This window comes from Nocardia amikacinitolerans, from assembly GCF_900215415.1.
In the GTDB taxonomy this organism is placed as follows: domain Bacteria; phylum Actinomycetota; class Actinomycetes; order Mycobacteriales; family Mycobacteriaceae; genus Nocardia; species Nocardia amikacinitolerans.
Window position 1 is genome coordinate 1,219,841 of sequence record NZ_OBEG01000002.1, and the last position, 23,879, is coordinate 1,243,719.

Genomic DNA, 23,879 nt, shown 5'->3' on the forward strand with positions numbered 1-23,879 from the left:
CAGTGCTTGCCGGGCCGCACAGTGCTTGCCGGGCCGCACAGTGCTTGCCGGGCCGCACAGTGCTTGCCGGCAACGCCGTGCAGCAAAGGCCGCGCAGCGCCGAGTCATGCGCGCAAGGCCTGGCCGAGCGGCGCCGCGCAGCGCGAGCCGGGGCAGTACCGATACGAGTGTTGGCGTCGACCATCACAACGCTGTTCAGCGCGACGGAATCTGCAGCGTGCCACGCCGTTCAGCGCCGGACCGCGCTGCGCCGGGGCCTTGCAGCGCCGAGCCGTACAACGCGCGGCATGCTGTGCAGCGCGGGCCGTGCAGCCTGGTCGTGCAGCGCCGAACCATGCGATCCGAGGCCGACCCGGGTAATGCCGGGTCGGCAACGCCGGGCCGAGCGGCGCGCGCCGTGCAATGCGAGGCCGAGCCGAGCCGGGTCGGGCAGCACCGGGCCGGGCAGCGCAGGGCCCTGCAACGCGAGCCGTGCAGCGCCGATATGAGGGGTTGGCGTCGACCATCACCGCGCTATGTGTTCAGCAACGGGATCCGAAGAAGCGTGCCAACCGTTCAGTGCCGGACCGCGGCGCCGGCACCTTGCAGCGCCGAGCCGTACAACGCTGGCCGGGTCGGGCCGTGCAACGCCGGCCGCGCAGTGCGGGACCGGACAACACCACGCGGGGGGTGAGGGAGCTCCGAGCCGGGCGGCTGCGAGCCGAGTCGTGCCATACACCGCCGGGCCGAGCCGGGTCCGGCCAGCCGCCCAGAGTAATGCAGAGCCGAGCGGTGCAACACAGGGCCGAGCAGTAATGTGCAGCACCTGGTCGTGCAACTCTGAGCCATGCACCCGAGGCCGAGCCGGGTATCGCCGCGGCGACCCGGGTCGGCAACGCCGGGCCGAGCGGCGAAGTGCAGCGCCATGCGGTAGCAAGGCCGAGCCGTGGAGCGCCTAACCGGGCGGCGGCGGAACCTTGCAGCGCCGAGTCGTGCAACGCTCGCCGGGTCGACCCGTGCAACGCCGGGCAGCGCAGTGCGGGACCGGACAACTCCACGCCGCGAGGTGAGGCAGCTCCGAGCCGGACATCGCCGCGCCGACCCAAGTCGGGCAACGCCGGGCCGAGCGGCGAAGTGCAGCGCCGAGCCATGCGGTGGCAAGGCTGTGCGGCGGAGCGCCGGACGGTGCGGTGCCGGAACTTTGCGGCGCCGAGCCGTGGAACGCTGGCCGGGTCAGCCCGTGCAACGCCGGGCAGCGCAGTGCGGGACCGGACAACTCAACGCCGCGAGGTGAGGCAGCTTGGAGCCGGATGGCTCGAAGCTGAGCCGAGCCGTGTCATACAACGCCGGGCTGAGCCGGGGCGGGCAGCGGCCGGTCGCGCCGAGCCATGCAGTGCGGAACGAGTGGAGCCGGGTCGGGCCGCGCAACGCGGCGCCGGTCAGTGTGGGGCGGCTGTGAGCCGAGCCGTGCCATACACCGCCGAGCCGAGCCGAGCCGAGCCGGGTCGGGCTGGGCAGCGCCGGGCTGGGTAGCGCCGAGCCATGCGGTGCGGGGCCGAGCCGAGCCGGGTCTGGTCGGGCAACGCAGATCCGAGCGGCACTATGCAGCGCCGAACCATGCAGTGCAAGGCCGAGCCTGGCCGGCGTGCAGCCCAGGCCGCGCGGTGCGTTGCCGGGCAACGCCGTGCCGGACAGTCCGGGGCAGCTCCGATCCGGGCCGGGGCTTGTAGCTCGAGGCCGTGCCGGGCAACACAGGGCAAAGTCACAGGGGTGCGGCGCAGGTTGTGCAGCGTCTGGGCAGTGGCTCCTGGAGCGGCGTCGTCCCGGGCGTGCATTGGCAGCCGACTGTGATTCAGTTCATAATGCAGACGACCGGAAATTTCTCTACAAAGTACAGCGTACTAAGTAGAGAGTTTTCCGAGGAGGATGTATGAATATCACCACTTCCGCCATTTCGCTCAATGTCGCCGACCCGCAGTCCTCGGCCAAGTTCGTCATCGACCACCTCGGGTTCACCGAGAAGATGTCCGCCGACGGGTTCGTCTCGCTGGAGCGGCCCGACGCCGGGATGAACCTCATCTACCTGCGCACCGGGCTGAAGTCCTTCAAACCGGCGAGGGCGGCGGGTAGCGCGGGCGACGGGTTGCTCGTGGTGTTCGTGGTCGACGACATCGACGCGGAGTACGCCCGCCTCCAGGGCGAGGGCGTACCGATCGTGACGCCCATCGAGACCGAGGAATGGGGCGAGCGCTACTTCCAAATGTCCGACCCGAACGGAATCATCCTCCAACTCGTCCAGTGGGTCTAACCCCCTAGTCCGCTGCCACACACCGCGTGTACGCCTCACACAGCCGATGACTGTGTGAGGCGTACGAAAGGTGTGTGGCAGCGGTTTCCCAGTCAGCCGAGGGCGGCGCGGAAGACCTCGACGGCCGGGGTGGACGGGCGGCCGAGGAGTTTTTGCAGGTCGCCGGAGTCGACGTCGAGGTAGCCCGCGGCAATGCCGGTGTCCGCGTCGGCCAGCGCCTTCGCGTAGGCGGTGGGCAGCCCGGCCTGCTCCAGCGCGGCGGCGTAGTCCGCCTCGGCGAGGTTCTGGTAGCGGACCGGCTTGCCCGCTGCCTCCGAGATCGACTGTGCCAGTTCGTCATACGTGAGCCGCTCGTCGCCGCCGAGCTCGTAGACGCGACCCTCGTGGCCGTCGGTGGTGAGCACGCGCGCGGCGGCCGCGGCGTAGTCGGCGCGGGCCGCACCGGCCACTCGACCTTCGCCCGCCGCGCCGTGCAGCACACCGGATTCCACCGCGTGCGCGAGGCCGCCGAGGTAGTTCTCCCAGTACCAGCCGTTGCGCAGCAGTACGTATGGCACGGCGGACTCGGTCAACACGGCCTCGGTGCCGCGATGCTCCTGCGCGAGGATCAGCGGGTTCTCGGTGGCACGGGGAATGCTGGTGTACGCGAGCAGCCCGACACCCGCGCGCTCGGCCGCGCGAATCACGTTGGTGTGCTGGACAATTCGCTGTCCGAACTCGTTGCCGGAGATCAGCAGCAGCCGGTCGACGCCCGCGAGCGCGCGGTCGAGTGCGGCGGCGTCGCCATAGTCGGCTTCACGCACGTCGACGCCGCGGTCGGCCAGATCGGCCACCTTGCCCGAATCGCGCACGATCGCCACGGGCGAAACGCCCGCGCGCAACAGTTCCTCGACGACGAGCCTGCCCAGTTGTCCGCTTGCTCCCGCGACGGCGACGGTCATGATTCCTCCAAGTGTCAGATCTGCATGTACTAACTATTAGTAAGCACTATGCATTCTGATGCCACTGCCGTCAAGGCGGGTACCATCGACCCCATGGACACCCAGCCCATCCCGTCGGCCGAGGTCGACGACGCGACGCTGGAAGCCGACGTCTTCGCGCGAAACTGCACGTCACGGCCGGTTTTGCAGAATATTGCGAGCCGGTGGGGCATTCTCGCGCTGGTGGCGCTGCGAGAGGGGCCGTACCGCTTCAGCGCGCTGCGCAGGCGGGTCGACGGTGTGAGCGAACGCATGCTCTCGCAGACTCTTCAGGCGCTGGAGCGCGACGGCATGGTGCACCGCGAGGTGCAGGAGACGATTCCGCCGCGCGTCGAGTACACCCTGACCGAACTCGGCGCCGAGGTGGCCGCCCAGCTCGAGGGGCTCATTCAGCTGGTGGAGAAGAACATGCCGCGGGTGCAGGAGGCCCAAGCCGCCTACCACCGCGAGTGATCGGGAACGACCGCGCCCGCCGAGCGGTTGCAGGAGACATGGAACTCTCCGAAGCCGTCGATTTCGCTCGCTCCGCTCGCCGTTCCGTGCTGACCACCATCCGCCGCAACGGCAGGCCCCAGCTGTCCAATGTGCTGCACGTCGTCGGCGACGACGACATCATCCGCATCTCCATCACCGCCGACCGCGCGAAATACCACAACCTGCGCCGTGACCCGTGGGCCGCGCTGCACGTCACCCGCGACGATTTCTTCGCCTACGCCGTCCTCGAAGGCACCGTCGAACTCACCCCCGTCGCCGCCGACCCCGACGACCCCACCGTCGACGAACTCGTCGCCTACTACCGCGCCGCCTCCGGCGAACACCCCGACTGGTCCGACTACCGCCGCTCCATGGTCGAAGACCACCGCGTCATCGCCCGCTTCACCCCCGACCGCGCCTACGGAATGCTCTGACCGGGCTCACAAGCCTCGGATTCCGCGCGAACTCGACGGCTGGCGTCGGTGTCCGGTCGAACACCGTCCGTGTCCGGCGGATCGCCCGGCGACGGCGCCGGTGCCCGCTGCTCGGCTCGAATTTCGATCTCGATCCGGGTTCGCGCCGCGCCGGGATCCCACATCTCTTGGAACGGACCGACCAGCGAACCACCGAGACCGCGGCGACGAGCCCGCGTCGCTGCCCACGCGAAACCGGCCGTGACCCCGACGATGGGACCGACCGACAGCACGAACAGCAGGAAACCGTCCATGGCCGCGATGCTACGGCGCCGGGCGCCCTCGACGAGCCAGCGCCGAGCGCCCTCCACGAGCACGTTCTACTTCGAAAGCACCACCGGGAGTGGGACTTTCGCTCAACGGGTGAGGAGTTGGGTGACGGGGAGGAAGGTGTAGCCGTCGGCGCGTAGTTCGGTGACTATGCGGGGGATGGCGGCGAGGGAGTCCGGGTTGCTCATGACGTGCAGCAGGATGATGGAACCGGGGCGGACGTTCGCGAGGGTTTCGCCGACGATCTGGTCGGTGGTGGCGACCTTGCCGGAGTCCGGTTCGACGTCCCACATGACGGTGGTGCGGTCGTGGTCGGCGAGGTATCGGGGCAGCGACCAGAGCTTCTTGCCGTAGGGCGGGCGGAAGGTGATGGGTCCGCGGTAGCCGGTCTTCGCGATCTCGGCGTCGGTGTCCTCGATCTCGGCGCGCACGGTCTCGTCGGAGACGAACACCATGCGGCGGTGGTTGTAGGTGTGGTTGCCGATCTCGTGACCGGCGGCGGCGATCGCCCTACCGGCCTCGGGTCGCGCGGCGAGATCACGCCCGTTCAGGTAGAACGTAGCCGGAACGCCCGCGTCCGCAAGGACTTTCAGCACTTCGGGTGCGTTGTCGGAGGGACCGTCGTCGAGCGTCAGCGCGACCACTTTGTCCGCGGTGTCGACCCGATCGACCAGCCGCCCCGCCACCTGATAGGTGCGCGAGTTCATCAGGAAATAGGTGCCGACGCCCAGCAGCACGACGAGGACGAGGGCGAGCGCGGCCCCGGTCAGCATTCGGCGAAGCATCTTCGCTGTATATCAGAAGTCGCGACCGAACCCCCTCGGCGAGAACCATATTCGGGCGAACGCATCCTCCGCGCCCTACCAGCCACCCCGAGGGCGAGTCTTACGAGCCCGTTCGCGGCCCGTCTCGCTTCCGAGCGTTCGAGACGCATGCACCGAAGGTGCGAGACTCGAACGCTCGGAAACGAGACATCAGGGGGGCCGCGAACCCGCGCGCTAGCGCGCCGAAAACACCGCTCAGAAGTTGATCATGTGGCCCGCGAGACCGTGGATGGCCTCCTGCAGCGCCTCGCTGAGCGTCGGGTGGGTGTGCACGTTGCGCGCCAGCTCGTTGACCGTCAGGTCCCACTTCTGGGCCAGGGTCAGCTCGGGCAGCAGCTCCGAGACGTCCGGTCCGATCAGGTGGCCGCCGATCAGCTCCCCGTACTTGTTGTCGGAGATCAGCTTCACGAAACCGGTCGCGTCGCCGAGGCCGTGCGCCTTGCCGTTGGCGGTGAACGGGAAGGTCGCGACCTTCACGTCGTAGCCCTCGGCGCGCGCCTGCTCCTCGGTGAGGCCGAAGCTGGCCACCTGCGGCTGGCAGAAGGTGGCGCGCGGCATCATGCGGTAGTCACCGAGGGTGACGGTCTCCGCGCCGCCGATGGTCTCGGCCGCGACCACGCCCTGCGCCTCCGCGACGTGCGCGAGCTGCAGCTTCCCGGTGACGTCACCGATGGCGTAGATGTGCGGCACGTTGGTGCGCATGTAGTCGTCGATGGCGATGGCGCCGCGCTCGAGCTGCACGCCGGTGTTCTCCAGGCCGTAGCCCTCCACCCGCGGCGCGAAGCCGACGGCCTGCAGCACCTTGTCGACGGTGACGGTCTCCACCGAGCCGGACTTGTTGTCCTTGATCGAGACGGTGACCTTGGACCCGTCGTCGTCGATGGACTGCACGGCCGCACCGGTGGTGATGGTGATGCCGAGCTTCTTGTACGCCTTGGTGATCTCCTTGGAGACGTCGGCGTCCTCGTTGGGCAGCGCGCGGTCCAGGAACTCCACGATGCGCACGTCGACGCCGTAGTTCTTCAGGACGTAGCCGAACTCCATGCCGATCGCGCCCGCGCCGACGATGAGGACCGAACCGGGCAGGTCCCGGGTCATGATCTGCTCTTCGTAGGTGACCACGTTGGCGCTGAGCTGGGTGCCGGGCAGCAGCTTGGTGACGGTGCCCGTCGCGATGATCACGTTGTCGAACGTGACGGTCTCGGTGCCGCCCTTGGACAGCTCGACCGAGAGCGTGTTCGCGTCGACGAAAGTGCCCTTGCCGTCGAACTCGTCGATCTTGTTCTTCTTCATCAGGAAGTGGACGCCCTTGACCCGGCCGTCCGCCACCTTGCGGCTGCGGTCGAACGCCGCGCCGAAGTCGAAGCTCGCCTCACCGGTGATGCCGAAGGTCTTGGCCTCCTTGGTGAAAATGTGCGCGAGTTCGGCATTGCGCAGCAACGCCTTCGACGGGATGCAGCCCACGTTCAGGCACACACCGCCCCAGTATTTCTGCTCGACGATCGCTGTTCGCAGGCCGAGTTGAGCGGCACGGATCGCGGCGACATAACCGCCGGGACCAGCGCCGAGAACGACGACATCGTAGTGGGAAGTCACGCCACCGAGCCTAACTCCGTTGCCGGGAGTTCACCCACCGTGGTCCCGGTTCGGTGAGATGCCGAGCACAGGGGGACGGACGAGCGCCGCCGAGGCCGCGCCGACCTGGACGGGATCGGCCGCGTGAGCACTACGGTGAGCTGGTGACAAACGGCGGATCGAGCGGTGCGGACGGCGTCCGGCCGCTCGATCCGATCGACGGCACCACCTCGACGCACCTCGTCCGCCTGGTCCGTGATGTCGTTCGGCTATCGAATGTCGATCCGGCGCGGCTGGCCCGCATTCCCTCGATCGATGACGCCGCGCTGGCCGGTGAACTCAACCGGATTCCGCTGCGCTCGCTGGTCGACCTGTGGGAGTTGCTCGCGCGGGCGAGGCCGGAGCCGGGAGCTGGACTTGCCGTGGCGCGGGCCGCGCCGCTCGGGACACTGACCACCTGGGACTATCTCGTCACCACCGGCCCGACGCTGGCCGACGCGCTGCGGGCGGCACAGCCCTACCACCGGGTGGTGACCGCCGCCGCCGAAGGCTTCGAGCTGGACCACCCCGGCGAACTCACGGTCGGCTACCGCACCACCGCGGGCGATCCCGACGTCTCCGCGGTGGTCAACGAGTACGTGCTGGCCTACTACCTGCGCCGCGCCCGCGAGGCGACCGGTCGACCCGTCGTCCCCGCCCGGCTCACCTTCAGCCGCGCCGCCCCGGCGTCCCACGAGGTGTTGACCACCGCCTTCGGCACCGACCGCATCGAATTCGACGCACCGGCCGACACCATCACCTTCACCGCCGCCGACGCCGCCGCACCGCTCCCCCGCGCCGACCCCATGCTCGCCGACCTGCTCCGCAGCCACGCCGACTTGGTGCTCGCCACGGCCAAGCCGGTCCCCGGCCCGCTGGAGGCCTTCCGCACTGCCCTGGACGCCATCCTCGACCAGGGCGAACCCTCCCTCGCCGCGGTCGCCCACCGCTTGGCCGTGAGCCCGCGGACCTTGCAACGTCAACTCGCCGAGCACGACACCGGATGGCGGCACGAGGTCGACCTGGCCCGCTACGAACGCGCGAAAGCCTTTCTCGACCAAGGACTTACCACCGCGTCCGTCGCCGACCGCCTCGGCTTCGCCGACGACCGCGCGCTACGCAAGGCCTTCCGGCGCTGGACCGGCACCTCGCCATCCACCCGTCGGCGCAGCTGACACCGTCGAGCGGGACGCATGTCCTCGCAGGCCGTGCACACGCTTCGCAGACCGTGCAACTCTTGCGAAGGGTACAAAGCGTCTGCGAAGTCCCCTCTCTCTGCACGGCGCGAAGTTGCAGCGGGGCGCGCCAGGATGGTGGCGTGTTCGGACCGGTTGGTGGCGGCGGAGGACCTGGGAAGTCGGTTGGGGCGCCCATAACGTGATTCGTGCCGGATGGAACGGTCCGGAACGTTCTCGGAGGAAGTGCGAAACAGATGACTACACAGGCGGTTTCGAACACGGTCACAACCAGGGAGATTCACTTGGCGGCCCGGCCCGAGGGTGCGCCTACCCAGGCGAACTTCGCGCTGGTGACCCGACAGATCCCCGAACTCGCCGAAGGGCAGATCCTGGTGCGCAACACCTGGATGTCGGTCGACCCCTACATGCGCGGTCGGATGGACGATCGTCCGTCCTACATCGCACCGTTTCAGGTCGGCGCGGCGTTGGAGGGGTCCGCGGTCGGCGAGGTGATCGCCTCGCGGTCGGCGCGGATTCCCGTGGGCGCCACGGTGACCCACTTCGCGGGGTGGCGGGAACACTCGGTGGTCGATGACGAGCTCGCGACGCCGATCGATACGTCCGCGGCCGAGCCGCAGCACTTCCTCGGCGCGCTCGGCACCACCGGGCTCACCGCGTACGCCGCGCTCACCGATGTGTCGCCGGTCCGGCCCGACGACACCGTCTTCGTCTCGGCGGCGGCGGGCGCGGTGGGTAGTGTCGCGGGTCAGATCGCGAAGGCGCTCGGTGCGGGCCGGGTCGTCGGCTCGGCGGGCGGTCCGGCGAAAACCGCTCTGCTGCTGGAGGAATTCGGTTTCGACGCCGCGATCGACTACCGCGCGGGCGACTTGGCGGGGCAGCTCGCGGAGGCAGCTCCGGAGGGCATCGACGTCTACCTGGACAGCGTCGGCGGTGAGCACCTGCGCGTCGCGGTGGCGGCCATGCGGCCGAAGGGCCGGGTCGCGCTCGTCGGCGCGATCAGCGGATACAACGGCGCGACCGGCGAGCAAGGACCCGACCTGTATCTGGCTGCCACCAAAGAGGTTTCGCTGCGCGGCATGTTGGTGAGCAGCTACTTCCCGATCTTCGGCGAGTACATCGCCAAGGCCGCCGCCTGGCTGGCCGACGGCACCCTGCGCACAAGAGAGACCGTCTACGAAGGGCTGGAGCAGGCACCCGCCGCGTTCCTCGGCGTGCTGTCGGGTGCCAACACCGGCAAGATGCTCGTGCGTCTGGGATGAACGCACCGGTCAGCGCCGACCACACCGCCTGCCCGACGGCACAACCGGCAGACCGCTCACGGGGGTTGGCGCAAGCACCCGCCGCCCTTGTCGGCGTCCTGTCCTGCGCCGACCACACCGTCTGGCCCGACGGCACACCCAGCAGACCGCTCACGGGGGGGTTGCGCAAGCACCCTCCGCCCTTGTCAACGTCCTGTCCTGTGCCAACCGCACGGCCGAGGACGAGTGAGCCCGGGCCACAGCCGCGCAAGCCGAAGCCCGCTCAGTCCCGCCAGACCTGTTCGGCGACCCTGCGGAAGTTCCCACCGAACACCGCTGCCCGCTCGTCCTCGGTGAATCCGCGCGCGGCCAGCTCGGCGTCCAGCCCTGGACCGACGCCGACGCCGAGCAGGTCCTCCGGCGGAACCCATTGCAGTGGACCATATTTGGTATACGACTCCGAGAACGCGTCCGGATTGGCGAACAACTCGGCGTTGAAATCGTCGGCGTCGAAGGAGTAGTCCGAGCCGATGCCGATGTGCTGCACGCCGACGAGTTCCGCACCGTATTGGACGTGGTCGGCCATGGCCGCGACGCGCCGGGCTCGTTCGTCGGGCTCGTTGTGCCCCAGGAAGATTCCGACGCCGTTGATACCGATGACACCGCCGGTCTCGGCGCACGCCATGGCCTGCTCGTCGGTGATGTTGCGCGGGTGATCCCACAGCGCGGCGAAATTGGCGTGGCTGTAGATCATCGGCACGGCGGTCGACGCGGCGAGGTCCAGCCCGGTACGCCGCGAACAATGCGCGCCGTCGACGAACACGCCGACCTCGTTGAGCTTGCGCACCAAATCCCTACCGTAGGCGGTGAGTCCGGTGTCCTCGGTGTCGAGACAACCGCAGCCCGCGGCGTTGGCATAGTTGTAGGTCGGCAGCAGCGAGCGCACGCCGAGTTCGTGGAACACCTCGACGTTGTCCAGGTCGCCGCCGAGCGGCTCGGAGTCCTCCAGATCGAAGGCGAGCGCGATCCGTTCCGGATCGCCGAGGTCGTCCAGACCGCTGACCAATCGAAACCGGCCGTCCGCCAGCGCATCCCGGCGGAACTGCCGCACCAGCGCCAGCGAATCGGCGGTGCTCTGACTGGAGTAGCCGATGTTCAGCGACAGGTAGGAACCGAGCGGATACCTGGCCAGCTCCGTGATGTCGGCGGAGGGCAGCAGCGGCAGACAACAGTGCTGCTCCCACAGGAAGGCGGCCAAATTCGAACTCCTGTCGCTCGGTGCGGAAGTTCGATCTTAATGAGCGCGGGCAGCGACGAATTCGAGACGAATCCGCGACACAACGGTGGCTAACGAACTGTCGGATTCGACCGATTTCCCGTGTGCTTCATCCCAACTGCCCCAAGGCGGTGCGACGTGCGTCGCTTCCTCGTTCTGATTTCCGCGCTGGCCGCCGGAATCGTACTCCTGATCTTTCCCGGCTCCGCCGACGCGACCCCTTCCTATTGCGGTTTGGTCTGGGGTTCGCTCGAGAAGACCGAGCCGAACCACTCGACCGCGCCCGTCACGAGCGTGCGCTCCGGTCGCCACCAGTGTTTCGACCGGCTCGTCATCGACGTCGCAGGTCCGGTCACCGGCTACCGGGCGACCTATGTCGGCTCGGTGAGCATGGACGCCTCCGGCGCACCCGTGCCGCTGCGCGGCGGCGCCTTCCTGAGCGTGACGGTGCACGCTCCTGCCTACGACAACGCGGGCAACCCCACCTACAACCCGGCCGATCGGGGCGAACTGGCGAGAGTCGCCGGCTATCGAACCCTCCGGCAGGTCGCCTGGGCCGGGTCGTTCGAAGGCCAGACCACCTTGGGCGTCGGCGTGCGCGCGCGGCTGCCGTTCCGGGTGTTCACGCTGGACGGACCCGGCGGCGGATCGCGGGTCGTGATCGACGTCGCACACTTCTGGTAACCGCGCACGCAGGGAGGACGCCGCTCAGCAACAATAGTTGACATGAGCGGCGTCGAGCAGAACGTGAACGATCCCTACTTGTGGCTGGAAGAGGTGACCGGCGAACGGCCACTGGCGTGGGCGCGCGCCCACAACGAGGTCGTCGGACAACGCTTCGCCTCGACCGAGCGGTTCACCGAGCTGGAGCGCCGCATCCTCGACATGCTCGACACCGACACCAAGATCGCCTACCCGGGCCGTCGCGGGCGCTGGCTGTACAACTTCTGGCGCGACGCCGAGCACCCGCGCGGCCTGTGGCGGCGCACCACGTTCGCCGAGTACGCCAAGGAGTCACCGGACTGGGACGTCCTGATCGACCTGGACGCGCTGGCCGCCACCGAAGGCGAGAACTGGGTGTGGGGCGGTGCCGCGGTGCTGCGGCCGGAACAGTCGCGTGCGCTCGTCAGCCTGTCCCGCGGCGGCGCCGACGCCAAGGTGGTTCGCGAATTCGACATCGAACGAAGAGAATTCATCGAACCGACGGACGGCGGTTACTTCCTGCCCGAGGCGAAATCGGAGATCCGCTGGATCGATGTCGACTCGGTGTATGTCGGCACCGATTTCGGCCCCGGTTCGCTGACCGAATCCGGATACCCACGCATCGCCAAGCGCTGGCGGCGCGGCACCGAACTCGCCGACGCCGAAACGGTTTTCGAGGGCGCCGAGGAAGACGTCGCGGTCTCCGCAGGCTACGACCGCACCCCCGGCTACGAACGCCATTTCGTCGGCCGCGCCACCGACTTCTTCAACGAAGAGGTCTACCTCATCGAGGACGACGGCACGCTGCGCCACATCGACGTGCCGACCGACGCCAGCGAATCCTGGTACAAGGACTGGCTGCTGGTTCGCTTGAAGTCGCCGTGGGAGGTGGGCGGCGTGACCTATCCGGCCGGTGCGCTGCTGGCCACCGATTTCGAGAGCTTCCTTTCCGGCGCACGGGAATTCGAGGCGCTGTTCACCCCCGACGCGCACACCTCGCTGCACGGCTACGGCTGGACCGAGAACCACCTGCTGCTCATCACCCTTCAGGACGTGCAGACCAAGCTGCACGTACTCACCCCGGGCCCCGACGGGTGGTCCGTCGAGCCGCTGGCCGACACGCCCCCGATGGCGACGACCAGCGTCATGAACCTGGACCCGCTGGAGGGCGGCGACGAGTTCATGCTCACCACAAGCGGTTTCACCACCCCGGCCACGCTGCTTGCCAGCGCGGTCGGCGGCAGCACCGAACAGCTCAAGCAGGAGCCCGCGTTCTTCGACGCCGAAGGCGTGCAGACCGAGCAGTTCTTCGCCCGCTCCGACGACGGAACGATGGTGCCGTACTTCGTGATTCGGCACCACGACCGCACCGACGAGCCGGGCCCGACGGTCATGTCCGGCTACGGCGGTTTCGAGGTGTCCCGTACGCCCGCCTACAGCGGCGCGTCCGGCATGGGCTGGCTCGAGCGCGGCGGCACCTGGGTGATGACCAACATCCGCGGCGGCGGCGAGTACGGCCCGGAGTGGCACACCTCGGTGCAGAAGGCCAACCGCCACAAGGTGTACGAGGATTTCGCCGCCATCGCAAGGGATCTCGTCGACCGCGGCATCACCACACCGCGGCAGCTCGGCGCGGTAGGCGGCAGCAACGGCGGCCTGCTGATGGGCGTGATGCTGACCAGGTACCCGGAGCTGTTCGGCGCCATCGTCTGTCAGGTCCCGCTGCTCGACATGAAGCGCTACCACCTGCTGCTGGCCGGCGCATCGTGGATGGCGGAGTACGGCGATCCGGACAAGCCGGAGGAGTGGGAGTACATCGGCAAGTACTCGCCGTACCAGAACGTGCGCGCCGACGCGGAGTACCCGCCCATCCTGCTCACCACCTCCACCCGCGACGACCGCGTCCACCCCGGGCACGCGCGCAAGATGGCGGCGCTGCTGGAGGAGCAGGGACACACGTTCTGGTACCACGAGAACATCGAGGGCGGGCACGGCGGCGCCGCGGACAACAAGCAGATGGCGTTCCAGGCCGCGCTCATCTACGAGTTCTTCACCCAAATGCTCATGGAGAAGGGCGAATAGGACTCACGCTGTGGCGTGCTCCAGCTCGGCCAGCCCCGCCTCCAGGTGCCGGAGGATCCGCTGGAGGTGGGGCACGCTGCGGCGGCAGCCGACCACTCCGAAATCGAGGTTGTCGGCGTTGGACGTCACGGTGATGTTGAGCGCCTGGCCGTCCAGCACGATCGACATCGGGTAGTTGCCGTCCAGCCGCGCGCCGTTCCAGTACATCGGTTCGCGCGGGCCTGGCACGTTGGAGATCACGATGTTGAACGGCGGGCGCGTCATCGAGACGAAGCCCGGCACGGTCGACAGGCCCAGCGGCGCGATCATCAACGCCGACACCGCGAGTGCCTGCGTCTTGGGCATCCGCGCGAACAACCGCTTGCCCTCGCTCATGGACTCGCTGATCGTCCGCAGTCGCACGGCGGGGTCGGGCAGATGGGTGCCGAGGTTGCACAGGATCGTGCCGACGCTGTTGCCGCTCCCCTCGTCGGCGCCGTCGTGCCGCAGCGACACCGGGACCATCGCGATGAGCGACCGATCCGGCAGCGCGTCGTGCTCGAGCAGATAGCAGCGCAGCGCGGCCGAGCACATCGCGAGGACCACGTCGTTGACGGTGACGTCGGCCGCCGCCTTCACCGCCCTGATCCGCGCCAGCGGCCAGGACTGCGCCGCGCAACGCCGCGCTCCCCCGATTCGCACGTTGAACATCGAGTCCGGCGCGTCGAACGGGAGGGCGAGCCGGTGTTCGGCGAGCGCCTGTTTGGCCAGCGCCAGGGTCGACGGCGCGATGCCGCCGATGCCGCGCAACGCGCCCACCGCGCGCCCGGCCAGCGACGGCCCCCCACCGCGTCGGCCCTCGCCGGAGGAACTCCACGGCACCTGGACGTCGGTCGCGTTCGGGTCGGTGCTCAGCGTGCGCTGGAGCAGCAGTTGCGCCGAGACGCCGTCGATCAGCGCGTGGTGCACCTTCGTGTAGACCGCGAGGCGACCGTCGTCGAGTCCCTCGATCAAACGCTGCTCCCACAGCGGGCGGTGCCGGTCGAGCAAGCTGCTGTGCAGCCGGGAGGTGAGGTCGAGCAGTTCCCGCACCCGACCCGGCGAGGGGAGCGCGGAGCGGCGCAGGTGATAGTCCAGATCGACCTCGTCGTCGTAGGACCAGGTGAGGCTGGAGATGCCGCCGAGCAGCGTGCCAGGACGTTTGCGGAACAGGCGCTTGCGCACCGGCATCGCGAGCATCTGTTCGTGGATGGTTCTGGCGAAGTCGGGACCGGCGTCGTCCGGCGGCTGGAACAGCTGGAGCGAACCGACGTGCATCGGGTGTTCCCGCGACTCGTTCACCAGGAAGATCGCGTCGGGTGGAGATATCAACTCGACCATGTGCCCGTCCCTTGCCGAACCCGAGTCGAAGAAATGTACCGCTTCGCCCGCGCCGGTCGGCCGGATTCGGCTCCACCGTCGCGTGTTCGCGGTCATCGCGCGGCAAACATCTACGTCGTAGATGAGATCTACAGCGTAGCCGCAAAGCGGTGGCGGCTACCATGCCCGCATGTCGTCCTTTCCAGCCGCCCCGGCGCACGGCACGCGGCGGTTACCGGCGTGCGTTGTCGTCCGGCAGGCGGACCCGCGGCGGCTGGTCGCCGGATGACGTCGCGCAAGCGGACACCGCCCACCCGCACCGCGCTGAACCGCGACTACATCGCGGCGGTCGCGCTGACTGTCATCGACGAGACCGGGCTCGACGGGTTCTCCATGCGCAAGCTCGGCGCCGCGCTGGGCGCCGATCCGATGGCGGCGAACCGGCATTTCTCCGATCAGCAGGATCTGTTCGACGGGATCGCGGCGGCCATGTTCGCCGAGCTGGAGATGGAAAGCCTACCGTGGCAGGAAGATTGGCGTGAACTGCTGCGTGCGTACGCGCGCAGGCTGCGGTCGACGTTGCGTAGGCATCCGAACGCGGTGCCGGTCTTCGCGACCCGGCCGGTACGCAGCCCGGCCGCGATCGAGACCGGGAACTGGATGATCGAACGGTTGCAGGGCACGGGTTTCGAGCCCGACCATGCCCGCCAACTGACCCAGTGCCTACGCGACTACGTGATCGGCCACATCCTCGGCCAAGCCGTCGCCGCGGTGCGTGACGGCGATGCGATGCGGCGCGGCCGCAAATCCGTTGTGCCCGAGAACGACACGTTGGTCAGCGCCGCGGCGGGCGGCGATCACTTCGAGGTCGGCATCGAGGCGATGCTCGACGGGTTCGCGGGCCGGTTGGCGACGAGCCGCTGAGGTGCGCTGCCGCTGAGCCGCTGGGTCGCTGGAGCACTCAGCGGTCGCGCAACCATTTCTCGATGCGGTCGACGGTCGAATTCGGATCCGGGATCCAGCCGTTATGCCCCAAGCGTTCCGGCTGATGCCAGGTGGTCAGGTCGGCGGCGGGCATTTTGCTCAGCAGATGTTCGGCCGACCCGCGCGGGGTGAGTTCGTCGCCCGCGATGGTGATCGACAGGACCGGAAGCTTCAGCCGGGCGATGCGCTCCTCGTAGTCGATATCGGCGCCGACCGGAACGAAACGGCCGGTGCGGGCCAGCCGCGCCCAGTCGGAGATAAGCACCTTCGACTGGGGTCCGAAGCCGCCGACGGTGATCCGGTCGCCGGGCCAGAAACCGGCGAGGCTCGCGGTCAGCGAGGCGGCGGCGGTGCCGAACAGCATGCCGGGACTGAACAATCCGCGATAGCCGCGGTAATACGGCGTGCCCGAGGCGACCAGGATCAGCCCGCCGAGCCTGCCGCGGACCCGCGCCGCGTACATGACGGCGAGCTGACCGCCCATGCTGTGCCCGAGCAGGTACGGCGTGCTCGACGGGAACCGATCGCGCACCACCTGGAAGATGGCAGGGAAGTCGACCGACACCAGTTCGTGGTAGCCGTAGGTGCTGGTCGGGCTCGGCCGCGGGCGGCTGTCGCCGTTGCCGCGCAATTCGCCGATGGCCGCGTCGAATCCGCGCGCGGCGAGCTGCTGGGCGACCAGTTCGTAGTACGCGCCCGGCACGCCGAGCCCCGGCACGATCACCACGACGGGGCGCGGCGCGTCGGGCGTCACCGGATGCCGGTGCTGACCCTCGGCCGGAATCAACCGCACCGGAATGGTGCTGCCGTCCGGCACCTGGATCGGAACTGTCTCCATGCTGCGCACGCTACCGCGCGGCCTCGGGCGCCGCCGCGCGGGCAGCCGACCAGCCGGTCCGCTACGCGCCGACCGCGCCCATGATCACCCGGCTCAGCACGCGGATCACATCGTCAAGCGGCGGGCGCGGATCCGAGCCGCTCCACGAATCCACCACGTAGTTCACCGCGCCGATGATCGCCAGCACCCGCATTTCGTAGTCACCCGGCGGGATTTCGCCGTGCATGGCCGCGTCCTCCGCGGCGCTCGCGAGTAGCGAGCCCCACACCCGGCGCAGCTCCAGGCGGAATTTCTCCACCTTCGGCCCGGCGCCGACCACCTCGACGAGCGCGACGCGCGCCTTGCGCGGATCGGCGCCGATGGACTCGACGTAGGCGCGCACCGCGGCGTCGATGATCTCCAGCGCGGACGCGTCGGTCTTCTTGTCGAGCGCGGCGGTCACCGCTTCGCGCGACTCCTTGTCGATTTGCTCGTAGAGCTCTAGTAGGAGTGACTCGCGCCCGGTGAACTCCTCGTAGAACTGTCGCGAGGAGAGCCCGGCGTCTTTACAGATGGCGCCCACCGAACTATTGGCGTATCCGTCGCGCGCAAAGACCGTCAGGCCCGATTCCAGAAAACGCGCACGCCGCTGGCGTTGCCGGTCCTCTACGGGTTGCCCGGCATACATTCGTCCCGTATTCGCATCCTGTGACATTGGGGCAGACAATACCGAAGGGCCCGATCCCCTCGTCATGGATCGGGCCCTTCGTCTCAACCTTCGACCGACCGCGCGTTAGCCGAAAGTTGGCAGCCTGGTAGCTAGATCAAACATTCCTCCGATCCGACCATCGCAACTCCGTTGTCACTGGCTGTTTGCCGACACGGACGATACCGAGCAATCCGCCGCACAGGAAGGCTTTTGGAGGAATTTCGTAGAACTTTTTTCGAACGGACCGGTTCCGATCCTTCACCCGGCGACGCCGCTGGTCGACAGCAGTTCCGGCAGCGCGGCCACCGAGTCGATCACGTGGTCCGGCGCGACGTCGGCGGCGGCGAGTACGCCGGGGCGGAACTTTCCGGTGCGGACGAGTACGCCCGTCATGCCGACGGCTTGCGCGGCCAGCACGTCGGAATGCAGGTCGTCGCCGACCATCACGATCTCGGCGGGCTCGAGTTCCATGAGCTGCGCGCAGGTGCGAAACCCCGTCGGGGCGGGTTTGCCGATCACCTCGATCTCCGCGTTGCCCGCCGCCGAGAGGCCGGGGAGATACGCGCCCGCGTCGATACGGAGGCCCTCGTCGGTGGCCCAGGTGAGACCGCCCTGCATCGCGACGACCGGCACGCCGTCCAGCATCAGCTCGACCACCCTGCTGAGCGCGCGGTGTGTGAATTCCGTTCCCGCGCCGCCGATCACGACCACATCGGGGTCCTTCTCGACCAGTTCCAATCCGGCCAGATCCGCTTCGATGTCGCCGTGATTCAACAGCCAGACACGGGAATCCGGATAGCGGCGCCGCAGGAATTCAGCGGTCAGCCTGGCCGCCGTGACGATTTCCTCGGTATCGATCTCGAATCCCTCCGACTTCAAACGACTGCCGATCTCGGCGCAAGTCCTCGAGGTGGTGTTGGTGAGAAATGCTCGGCGCAAACCCTTTTCGCGCAATTCCCGCACGGCGTCGCGCGCTCCCTCGATCTCGTGCCATGAGGTAACCAGCACGCCGTCGATGTCGTAGAGCACGCCCTTGATCTCGCCGCGCGACATGGATTCAGCCTACGACCGGAGTGGGTGGTGCGCCCGTGGAACGGTCAGACAAGGTGCTTACATCGGGCCGCCCGGTTGCGTCCGATCATCAGGCGCCGGTGGCGCCGGAACGCGAGTCGCGCGACGATCGATCGACCGGCGGAGAATTCGACCATGGCGCTTTCGACTCCCGATGTGGTGCAACGGTTCTGGGATGCCGACCAGCCGACGATCACGACCGGTGACGGCCTCGTCCTACGGCCGTGGCTCGCCGGTGATGCCTCGGCGGTGTTCGCCGCGTTCGCCGATCCGGCGACCCAGCGGTGGCACGACCTGCACCTACACGCCCGCATCACCACCGACTGACCGCGGGGCCGGATTCGGCCGAATGCCTGGGCGCATCGAACTGGGTCAGCGAATCGGAGTGGGGGCCGGGGCGGGTTCGGATGCGGCCGAGCGGGCCAGGGCGAGGGTGGCGGCGGTCATCGCGGTGAGGGCGAGGGCGAGCAGGATGACGTGGGCGCCGTCGACGTCGAAGTACTCGTCCAGCAGCAGGATGCCGAGAGCCGCGGCGACGACGGGTTCGGTCACCGTCGCGGCGGGCAGTGAGGCTTGCAGCGCCCCCGCCTGGTAGGAGTCCTGTTGGAGGACCACCGCGGCGACGCCCACCACGACGAGGGCGTAGGTCTCCGCGGAACCGAACACCGCGGCGGCACCCTCCCCGATCAACGTGACCACGCCTTTGGTGAGCACCGCCGCCAAGCCGAACAGCGCGCCCGCCGCGATGCCGAGCAGCAGCGCCCGCCGCCTGCCCGGCTGTCGCGCGCCGAGCAGGCAGGCCACGAAGAGGGGGACGCCGATCGCGGCGGTCAACGCCCAATGCCAGGCCGCCACATGCTGTTTCCCCTGCCGTGGATCGCCGACGATCAGTAGCACCACGATGGCGACGCTGAGCACCAAAGCCCACAACCATTCCGAACGCCGAATCGCGCGGCCGGAGAGAGTCGCCGCCAGTGGCAAGGCGAACAGCAGGGAACTCACCAGAAGCGACTGGACCAGAAGCACCGATCCGCGACCGAGCGCCATCGCCTGGAAGACGTAACCGCCCGCGCCGACCGCTGTGCCGAACCACCACAGCGGCCGATGAACCAGGCTGCCGATCGCGCCGAGTCGCCCGAGATCCAGATCAGGCACCCGCGCCGCCTCCCAGTGCCGCATGACCGCGCTCAACGCGATGCACAGCGCGGCGACCAGCGCGAATCCGATCGCATGCAGGTGCGCCATCACCGCAGACTACCGACGTCGCCCGGAGTGCCGCGGACGTTCGCGATCCCGCGCCGCTCCGCCCCCGCATACGGAAGCGAGCGCCGACGAACCGCCCCGCGTCGCGGACACCAGGCCGTCGGCACCGCGTGTCCACACCAGCCCCCTGCTTGCTGGACAGCGCGCTCTGGCGGAAGCCTCGGTTCAGGCGGGCCTATTTGTTCGCCGTGGACTCGTCCTCGTGTCGAGCGGCGTCGAAGGCGTCCGCGCAGCGGGTCAGCAGCTCGACGAGGGTGTCGCGCTCGGCGGCGGTGAACGCGGCCGCCACCGAACGCTCGACCCGGATCGCGCGGGCGTCGGCGTCCTTCATCACCGACTCGCCGCGCTCGGTGAGACGGGTCTCCAGGACGTTCTTGTGCCAGGCGTGCGGGGTTCGTTCGATGAGGCCGCGCTCCTGGAGGTTGGTGAGCACGGTGTTCATGGTCGGCGGGGTGACGCCGCACAGGCGCGCCAAGGCCGCCGCCGAGATGCCCGGGTTCTCGGCGAGGAAAAGCAGCGCGGAGTACTGGGCGACGGTGACCCCCGCGGGCTTGAGCGCGACGTTCTTCGCCGTCGCCAGAGCCTGCTCCGCGCGCTTGACATAGGAGCCGATGCGTTCGGCGGCGGGCATAGGGGTCATGCCTGGCATGGTATCCGCTCGTCTTGCCGTTCGAGTCTTGACGATTATTAGAACTCTAATCTACGTTCGTGGACGTTCTTCGATACGATCACATTCGAAAGGTCACGGCATGTCCCGCACGCGCACCCTTCCGATCGCCCTCCTCACGCTCGCCGCGCTGACGGCCTGCGGCTCCCCCGGCGAAGCACCGCGGGTGACCACCGCCTACGAATTGCCAGGCGAGCGCGCCTATCCCGAGGGCATCGCGCTGGACACCCGCACCGGCGACACCTACGTCGGCTCCTACAGCACCGGCGCGATCTACCGCGCCACAGCCGACGCCGAGCGGGCGGAGGTGTTCCTGCCCGAGGGCGCCGACGGGCGGAAGACCGCGAACGGACTGAAGGTCGACGGGTCGGGTCGGCTGTGGGTGACCGACTCGACCGCGGGAGTCGCTGTGTACGACACGGCCTCTCGCGCACTGATCGCCCGCTTCGACGTGCCCGGCGCCGAACCGCGCTTCGTCAACGACGTCGCCATCACGCAGGACGGCACCGCCTACCTCACCGACAGCGTGCGCGCCGTGGTCTACCGGGTCACGCCCGAGCAGGTGCGTGCGGTCGCCGCGCAGGGCGGACGTGGCGAGCTGACACCGCGATTCGAGCTCGGCGGCGTCATCGAACCGCGCGAGCCGGGGAGTTTCAACCTCAACGGCCTGGTCGCGGACCCGTCCGGGCGGTACCTGCTTGTGGTCGACATGGTCGGCGGCGACCTCTATCGCGTCGATCTCACCGCCGACGCGCCGATCAGGAAAGTCGAACTGCACGGCGGCGACCTGACCAACGGCGACGGCCTCGAGCTGCGCGGCGACACGCTGTGGGCGGTGCACAACACCACCAACTCCATCTCGCGCTGGACGCTGACCGAGGACGGCGCGTCCGCGCGGCTGGACGAACGACTCACCGACGAGACCCTGAGCATTCCAACCACTTTGGTGCGCGACGGCGAGCGCACGCTGGTGGTCGCGTCGCAGTTCGACAAGGGTGGGCCGATGGGTCCCGGCACTCCTAGCGCCTTCCGCGTCGTATCTGTCGCGGGCATCTGAGCGAGTTGCGGGCGCCCATTAGGGTGAGCCGCATGCTGAAGGCACTGCTCTACGGTCTCGGCACCGCGGTACCGCTGCTGGTCGGCGCGGCCATCGGCCTGCGCTGGTCGTTGCCGAGGCCGCTGCTCGCGTCGCTGATGGCGTTCGGCGCGGGCACCATGATCGCGGCGGTGTCCTCGGAACTGTTCGAACCGGCCTTTCATCAGGCGGGCGCGGTGATCGCCGGTGCGGCGCTGTTCGCGGGCGCCGGGGTGTATGTGGTCGCCAATCATCTGATCGAGACGAAATTGGGCGCGGCGGCCATCGGTTGGGCGCTGATGCTCGGCACCATCCTGGACGGCGTTCCCGAGAACCTCGCGCTCGGCGTCTCGCTGACCTCGGGCGGCGGGCTGGTGCTGCTGGTGGCGGTCGCGGTGGGCAACCTGCCGGAGGCCATCGGCGGCGCCGCACTGATGCGCAGCGAGCACGGATTGAAGCACGCTCGCGCATTCGGGCTGTGGGCGGCGACCGGTGCGGTTCTGGTGCTCGTCACGGTGCTGGGAAACAGTCTCTCGGACAATCTCTCCGACACCCATATCAGCACCGTGCAGGCTTTCGCGGGCGGCGCGACCATCGCCGTTCTGGCCGATTCACTCATGCCGGAGGCCTATCGCGAAGGCGGCTGGTGGGTCGGAATGGCCACGGCGGCAGGTTTTCTGGTCGCCTTCGTGCTGCAGGGGTGAATACGCGGTGACACCGACGCGCGAATTCACCGGGGGTTGCGGTAGCGATATCCGGTCCGGTGGAATACGCTTCGCGCGGATGAAAACCGCCTCATGGAGGGACTATTGACCACTCCGAGCATGCCGGAGGACGGTGAAGGCGGAACCGGCGTCCGGCGCACCATACCGTTGTCGCAGCTGATACACCTGATGGCCGAGTACGAAAAGCTCGGCACACACCGCCAAACATTTCTCCCCGCACCGGTGAGCGACACCTTCGTGCGCGGGTGCGGAATCGTCGCGGGCGGACTCGCGGCCGTCGGTGTGATCTGTGCTGCGGTCGGATCCTTCGCGGGCGGAGTCGCTGTCGGCGTCGTCGCGCTGCTGCCTGCCACGCTGGCGTCGGTGCGCGGACGGCAGAACCAGCAGAACCGTTCGGCGCGGCTCGATCTGTTCGATAACGGCATGACCGTGTACCGATCCGGTGAGCAGATCGCCGGATTCCGCTGGGACACCGCCGAAGTGCGCCAACAGGTCATTCCGTTCCAGAACACCTCGCGAGTCGAGTATTCGCTGGAGATGAGCGGACCCAACGGCGCGCACGCGGCTTTCGACGACACCGAGTTCGCCGACGCGCGCGAATGGGGCAGGGCGATCCAGTCCGCCATCACCGGCACGCAATTGCCGCGCGCTGTCCTCAAAATCGACAACGGCGAAACCGTCCACTTCGGCGATATCGGCCTCGACTTGGTCGCCCTCAGCTTCCGCAATCAGGTCTACCCCTGGGACCGCATCCAACTCATCGACGCCCGCAGCGGACTGGTCCGCATCAAGGTCGACGGCACCTGGATCTCCCTCGCCCCCGTCGCCGCCATCCCCAACTTCTACATCTTCAACGAACTAGCCGAACGCCTCCGCCTCCCCGCCACCACCTGAAGGGTTCTGTCGGGGCATCCGTCCTCGACCTGCGTACCGTTGGTTGTCATCTGGCAGTGCCTCGCAGGTGGTCAGCGCTCTAAACTTGCGACCATGACATCCGCACACGACTACGAGGAACTTCATCACCTCGTCGGCCGACTGACTCCCGCGCAAGCGCGGCATCTACGGTTGCTCGTGTCGGAAGACCCAGACCTACCCGAGGTTTCCGCCCCGGACGATGAGACCGATGCCGCAAAAGCGTCGGAGGTACTGACGTCGCTGACCGGCATCTGGGCGTCGGACAGATCGACAGCGCCCGACAGCGGTCTCAGGCGTCGAGCGCGCTGAACTCGACCTTCAGGGGATAGGGCTCATTCAGGACGAGCACCTCTTGGTGTGGCTCCGCGCGGCGGTAGGCCGCGCTCGCCCAGTCGAGGCGGTATTCCTGAATGATCTTCACCCGCAGTTCGTCATCGAGATGCACGACCAAGTAGACGGGTATTCCTTCGGCCGCGTATTCGGCTCGCTTGTCGACGGTGTCGACGTACTCGGATCCGGGTGAGACCACCTCGACGACCAACAACACACTGTCGGTGCTCAGCTTGTGGCCCCGCTCGATGCATCGGTGAACCACGACATCAGGCCTACGGAACGAGAACCCAGGGGTATGCGGCCGAATTCTCTGATAGTGCATCTCGAAATCGGTGACGACGCGAATGCACGGCTCTTGCGGACGGGCCGCTTCGAACGCATTGGCCAGCCTGCGGGCCACGATGTTGTGCTCCGAACTTCCACTGCGGCAGAAGATCACTCGGCCGTCGATGACTTCGATCTGCTTCTGCACCTCGTCGGGCAGCGCGTCGTAGCCGTCCTCGGTGATGAGCAGCATCTCCGGATCGTTCGCCCAGGCGGGCAATGTGGTCATGGAGTCCTCG

The 23,879-nt window shown here is 68.2% G+C and carries 24 protein-coding genes; 12 read left to right on the forward strand and 12 right to left on the reverse strand.

The window, feature by feature from the left end; all coding sequences use genetic code 11:
- The first annotated feature begins 1,909 nt into the window (after window positions 1-1,909).
- The gene (locus CRP45_RS13740; RefSeq protein WP_097245313.1) at window positions 1,910-2,287 is read left to right on the forward strand and encodes a VOC family protein; all 378 of its coding nucleotides are present in this window, start codon (window positions 1,910-1,912) and stop codon (window positions 2,285-2,287) included.
- Between the two features lie 92 nt (window positions 2,288-2,379).
- On the opposite strand, the gene CRP45_RS13745 is transcribed toward CRP45_RS13740, so the two are convergent.
- Window positions 2,380-3,228, reverse strand: coding sequence for an SDR family oxidoreductase (locus CRP45_RS13745; protein ID WP_097245314.1), 849 nt, complete (start codon window positions 3,226-3,228; stop codon window positions 2,380-2,382).
- A 93-nt stretch (window positions 3,229-3,321) separates the two neighbouring features.
- On the opposite strand from CRP45_RS13745, the gene CRP45_RS13750 reads away from it, so the two are divergent.
- On the forward strand, window positions 3,322-3,720 hold the full coding sequence (locus CRP45_RS13750; protein ID WP_097245315.1) for a winged helix-turn-helix transcriptional regulator: 399 nt from the start codon (window positions 3,322-3,324) through the stop codon (window positions 3,718-3,720).
- A gap of 38 nt (window positions 3,721-3,758) precedes the next feature.
- Entirely contained in the window at window positions 3,759-4,175 is a 417-nt protein-coding gene (locus CRP45_RS13755) for a PPOX class F420-dependent oxidoreductase (protein WP_067791214.1), read from the forward strand.
- Here the strand turns inward: CRP45_RS13755 and CRP45_RS13760 are convergent.
- The 3 genes from CRP45_RS13760 to lpdA form a co-directional block, all read right to left on the reverse strand.
- Complete coding sequence (locus tag CRP45_RS13760) at window positions 4,160-4,468, reverse strand: hypothetical protein (protein ID WP_179830859.1); 309 nt, start codon at window positions 4,466-4,468, stop codon at window positions 4,160-4,162. The genes CRP45_RS13755 and CRP45_RS13760 overlap by 16 nt on opposite strands.
- A 102-nt stretch (window positions 4,469-4,570) precedes the next feature.
- Window positions 4,571-5,269: a polysaccharide deacetylase family protein gene (locus tag CRP45_RS13765; RefSeq protein ID WP_097245316.1), complete on the reverse strand. Its 699-nt coding sequence runs from the start codon at window positions 5,267-5,269 to the stop codon at window positions 4,571-4,573.
- Window positions 5,270-5,503: 234 nt separating this feature from the next.
- Window positions 5,504-6,904 (reverse strand): dihydrolipoyl dehydrogenase, encoded by a 1,401-nt coding sequence (gene lpdA, locus CRP45_RS13770; RefSeq protein ID WP_067791208.1) that lies wholly within the window; start codon window positions 6,902-6,904, stop codon window positions 5,504-5,506.
- 143 nt (window positions 6,905-7,047) lie between these two features.
- Here lpdA and CRP45_RS13775 point away from each other — a divergent pair, with 143 nt between their 5' ends.
- Both CRP45_RS13775 and CRP45_RS13780 read left to right on the forward strand, forming a co-directional pair.
- Window positions 7,048-8,097 (forward strand): AraC family transcriptional regulator, encoded by a 1,050-nt coding sequence (locus CRP45_RS13775; RefSeq protein ID WP_097245317.1) that lies wholly within the window; start codon window positions 7,048-7,050, stop codon window positions 8,095-8,097.
- A gap of 257 nt (window positions 8,098-8,354) precedes the next feature.
- On the forward strand, window positions 8,355-9,380 hold the full coding sequence (locus tag CRP45_RS13780) for an NADP-dependent oxidoreductase (RefSeq protein WP_097245318.1): 1,026 nt from the start codon (window positions 8,355-8,357) through the stop codon (window positions 9,378-9,380).
- Window positions 9,381-9,642: 262 nt separating this feature from the next.
- Here CRP45_RS13780 and CRP45_RS13785 read toward each other — a convergent pair whose 3' ends face one another.
- Window positions 9,643-10,617 carry a dipeptidase gene (locus CRP45_RS13785; protein ID WP_097245319.1) on the reverse strand — a complete coding sequence of 325 codons (975 nt, stop codon included), beginning with the start codon at window positions 10,615-10,617 and terminating at the stop codon, window positions 9,643-9,645.
- Between the two features lie 156 nt (window positions 10,618-10,773).
- Here CRP45_RS13785 and CRP45_RS13790 point away from each other — a divergent pair, with 156 nt between their 5' ends.
- Complete coding sequence (locus CRP45_RS13790; RefSeq protein WP_097245320.1) at window positions 10,774-11,319, forward strand: AMIN-like domain-containing (lipo)protein; 546 nt, start codon at window positions 10,774-10,776, stop codon at window positions 11,317-11,319.
- 42 nt (window positions 11,320-11,361) lie between these two features.
- Window positions 11,362-13,419: a prolyl oligopeptidase family serine peptidase gene (locus tag CRP45_RS13795; protein ID WP_097245321.1), complete on the forward strand. Its 2,058-nt coding sequence runs from the start codon at window positions 11,362-11,364 to the stop codon at window positions 13,417-13,419.
- Window positions 13,420-13,422: 3 nt separating this feature from the next.
- Here the strand turns inward: CRP45_RS13795 and CRP45_RS13800 are convergent, their stop codons facing one another.
- Entirely contained in the window at window positions 13,423-14,778 is a 1,356-nt protein-coding gene (locus CRP45_RS13800; protein ID WP_097245322.1) for a WS/DGAT/MGAT family O-acyltransferase, read from the reverse strand.
- A gap of 264 nt (window positions 14,779-15,042) precedes the next feature.
- Here CRP45_RS13800 and CRP45_RS13805 point away from each other — a divergent pair, with 264 nt between their 5' ends.
- Window positions 15,043-15,681: a TetR/AcrR family transcriptional regulator gene (locus tag CRP45_RS13805; RefSeq protein ID WP_179830860.1), complete on the forward strand. Its 639-nt coding sequence runs from the start codon at window positions 15,043-15,045 to the stop codon at window positions 15,679-15,681.
- A gap of 37 nt (window positions 15,682-15,718) precedes the next feature.
- Here the strand turns inward: CRP45_RS13805 and CRP45_RS13810 are convergent, their stop codons facing one another.
- The 3 genes from CRP45_RS13810 to CRP45_RS13820 form a co-directional block, all read right to left on the reverse strand.
- Window positions 15,719-16,579 (reverse strand): alpha/beta hydrolase family protein, encoded by an 861-nt coding sequence (locus CRP45_RS13810; protein WP_067791195.1) that lies wholly within the window; start codon window positions 16,577-16,579, stop codon window positions 15,719-15,721.
- Between the two features lie 61 nt (window positions 16,580-16,640).
- Window positions 16,641-17,273, reverse strand: a complete 633-nt coding sequence (locus CRP45_RS13815) for a TetR/AcrR family transcriptional regulator (protein WP_253784462.1) — start codon at window positions 17,271-17,273, stop codon at window positions 16,641-16,643.
- A gap of 252 nt (window positions 17,274-17,525) precedes the next feature.
- Window positions 17,526-18,320: an HAD-IIA family hydrolase gene (locus CRP45_RS13820; protein ID WP_097245324.1), complete on the reverse strand. Its 795-nt coding sequence runs from the start codon at window positions 18,318-18,320 to the stop codon at window positions 17,526-17,528.
- Window positions 18,321-18,473: 153 nt separating this feature from the next.
- Here CRP45_RS13820 and CRP45_RS13825 point away from each other — a divergent pair, with 153 nt between their 5' ends.
- Entirely contained in the window at window positions 18,474-18,665 is a 192-nt protein-coding gene (locus CRP45_RS13825) for a GNAT family N-acetyltransferase (protein WP_097245325.1), read from the forward strand.
- Window positions 18,666-18,710: 45 nt separating this feature from the next.
- Here the strand turns inward: CRP45_RS13825 and CRP45_RS13830 are convergent, their stop codons facing one another.
- A complete protein-coding gene (locus tag CRP45_RS13830; RefSeq protein ID WP_097245326.1) occupies window positions 18,711-19,583 on the reverse strand; it encodes a DMT family transporter in 873 nt (290 codons plus the stop codon).
- A 193-nt stretch (window positions 19,584-19,776) separates the two neighbouring features.
- Entirely contained in the window at window positions 19,777-20,241 is a 465-nt protein-coding gene (locus CRP45_RS13835) for a MarR family winged helix-turn-helix transcriptional regulator (protein ID WP_245910108.1), read from the reverse strand.
- 109 nt (window positions 20,242-20,350) lie between these two features.
- Here CRP45_RS13835 and CRP45_RS13840 point away from each other — a divergent pair, with 109 nt between their 5' ends.
- From CRP45_RS13840 to CRP45_RS13850, 3 genes are all read left to right on the forward strand, one after another.
- Entirely contained in the window at window positions 20,351-21,325 is a 975-nt protein-coding gene (locus tag CRP45_RS13840) for an SMP-30/gluconolactonase/LRE family protein (protein ID WP_097245327.1), read from the forward strand.
- A 32-nt stretch (window positions 21,326-21,357) separates the two neighbouring features.
- Window positions 21,358-22,047 carry a ZIP family metal transporter gene (locus CRP45_RS13845; protein ID WP_067791181.1) on the forward strand — a complete coding sequence of 230 codons (690 nt, stop codon included), beginning with the start codon at window positions 21,358-21,360 and terminating at the stop codon, window positions 22,045-22,047.
- 105 nt (window positions 22,048-22,152) lie between these two features.
- Window positions 22,153-22,962 carry a DUF6585 family protein gene (locus CRP45_RS13850; RefSeq protein ID WP_245910109.1) on the forward strand — a complete coding sequence of 270 codons (810 nt, stop codon included), beginning with the start codon at window positions 22,153-22,155 and terminating at the stop codon, window positions 22,960-22,962.
- Window positions 22,963-23,272: 310 nt separating this feature from the next.
- Here CRP45_RS13850 and CRP45_RS13855 read toward each other — a convergent pair whose 3' ends face one another.
- Window positions 23,273-23,869 (reverse strand): Uma2 family endonuclease, encoded by a 597-nt coding sequence (locus CRP45_RS13855; protein WP_067791243.1) that lies wholly within the window; start codon window positions 23,867-23,869, stop codon window positions 23,273-23,275.
- Window positions 23,870-23,879: the final 10 nt, after the last annotated feature.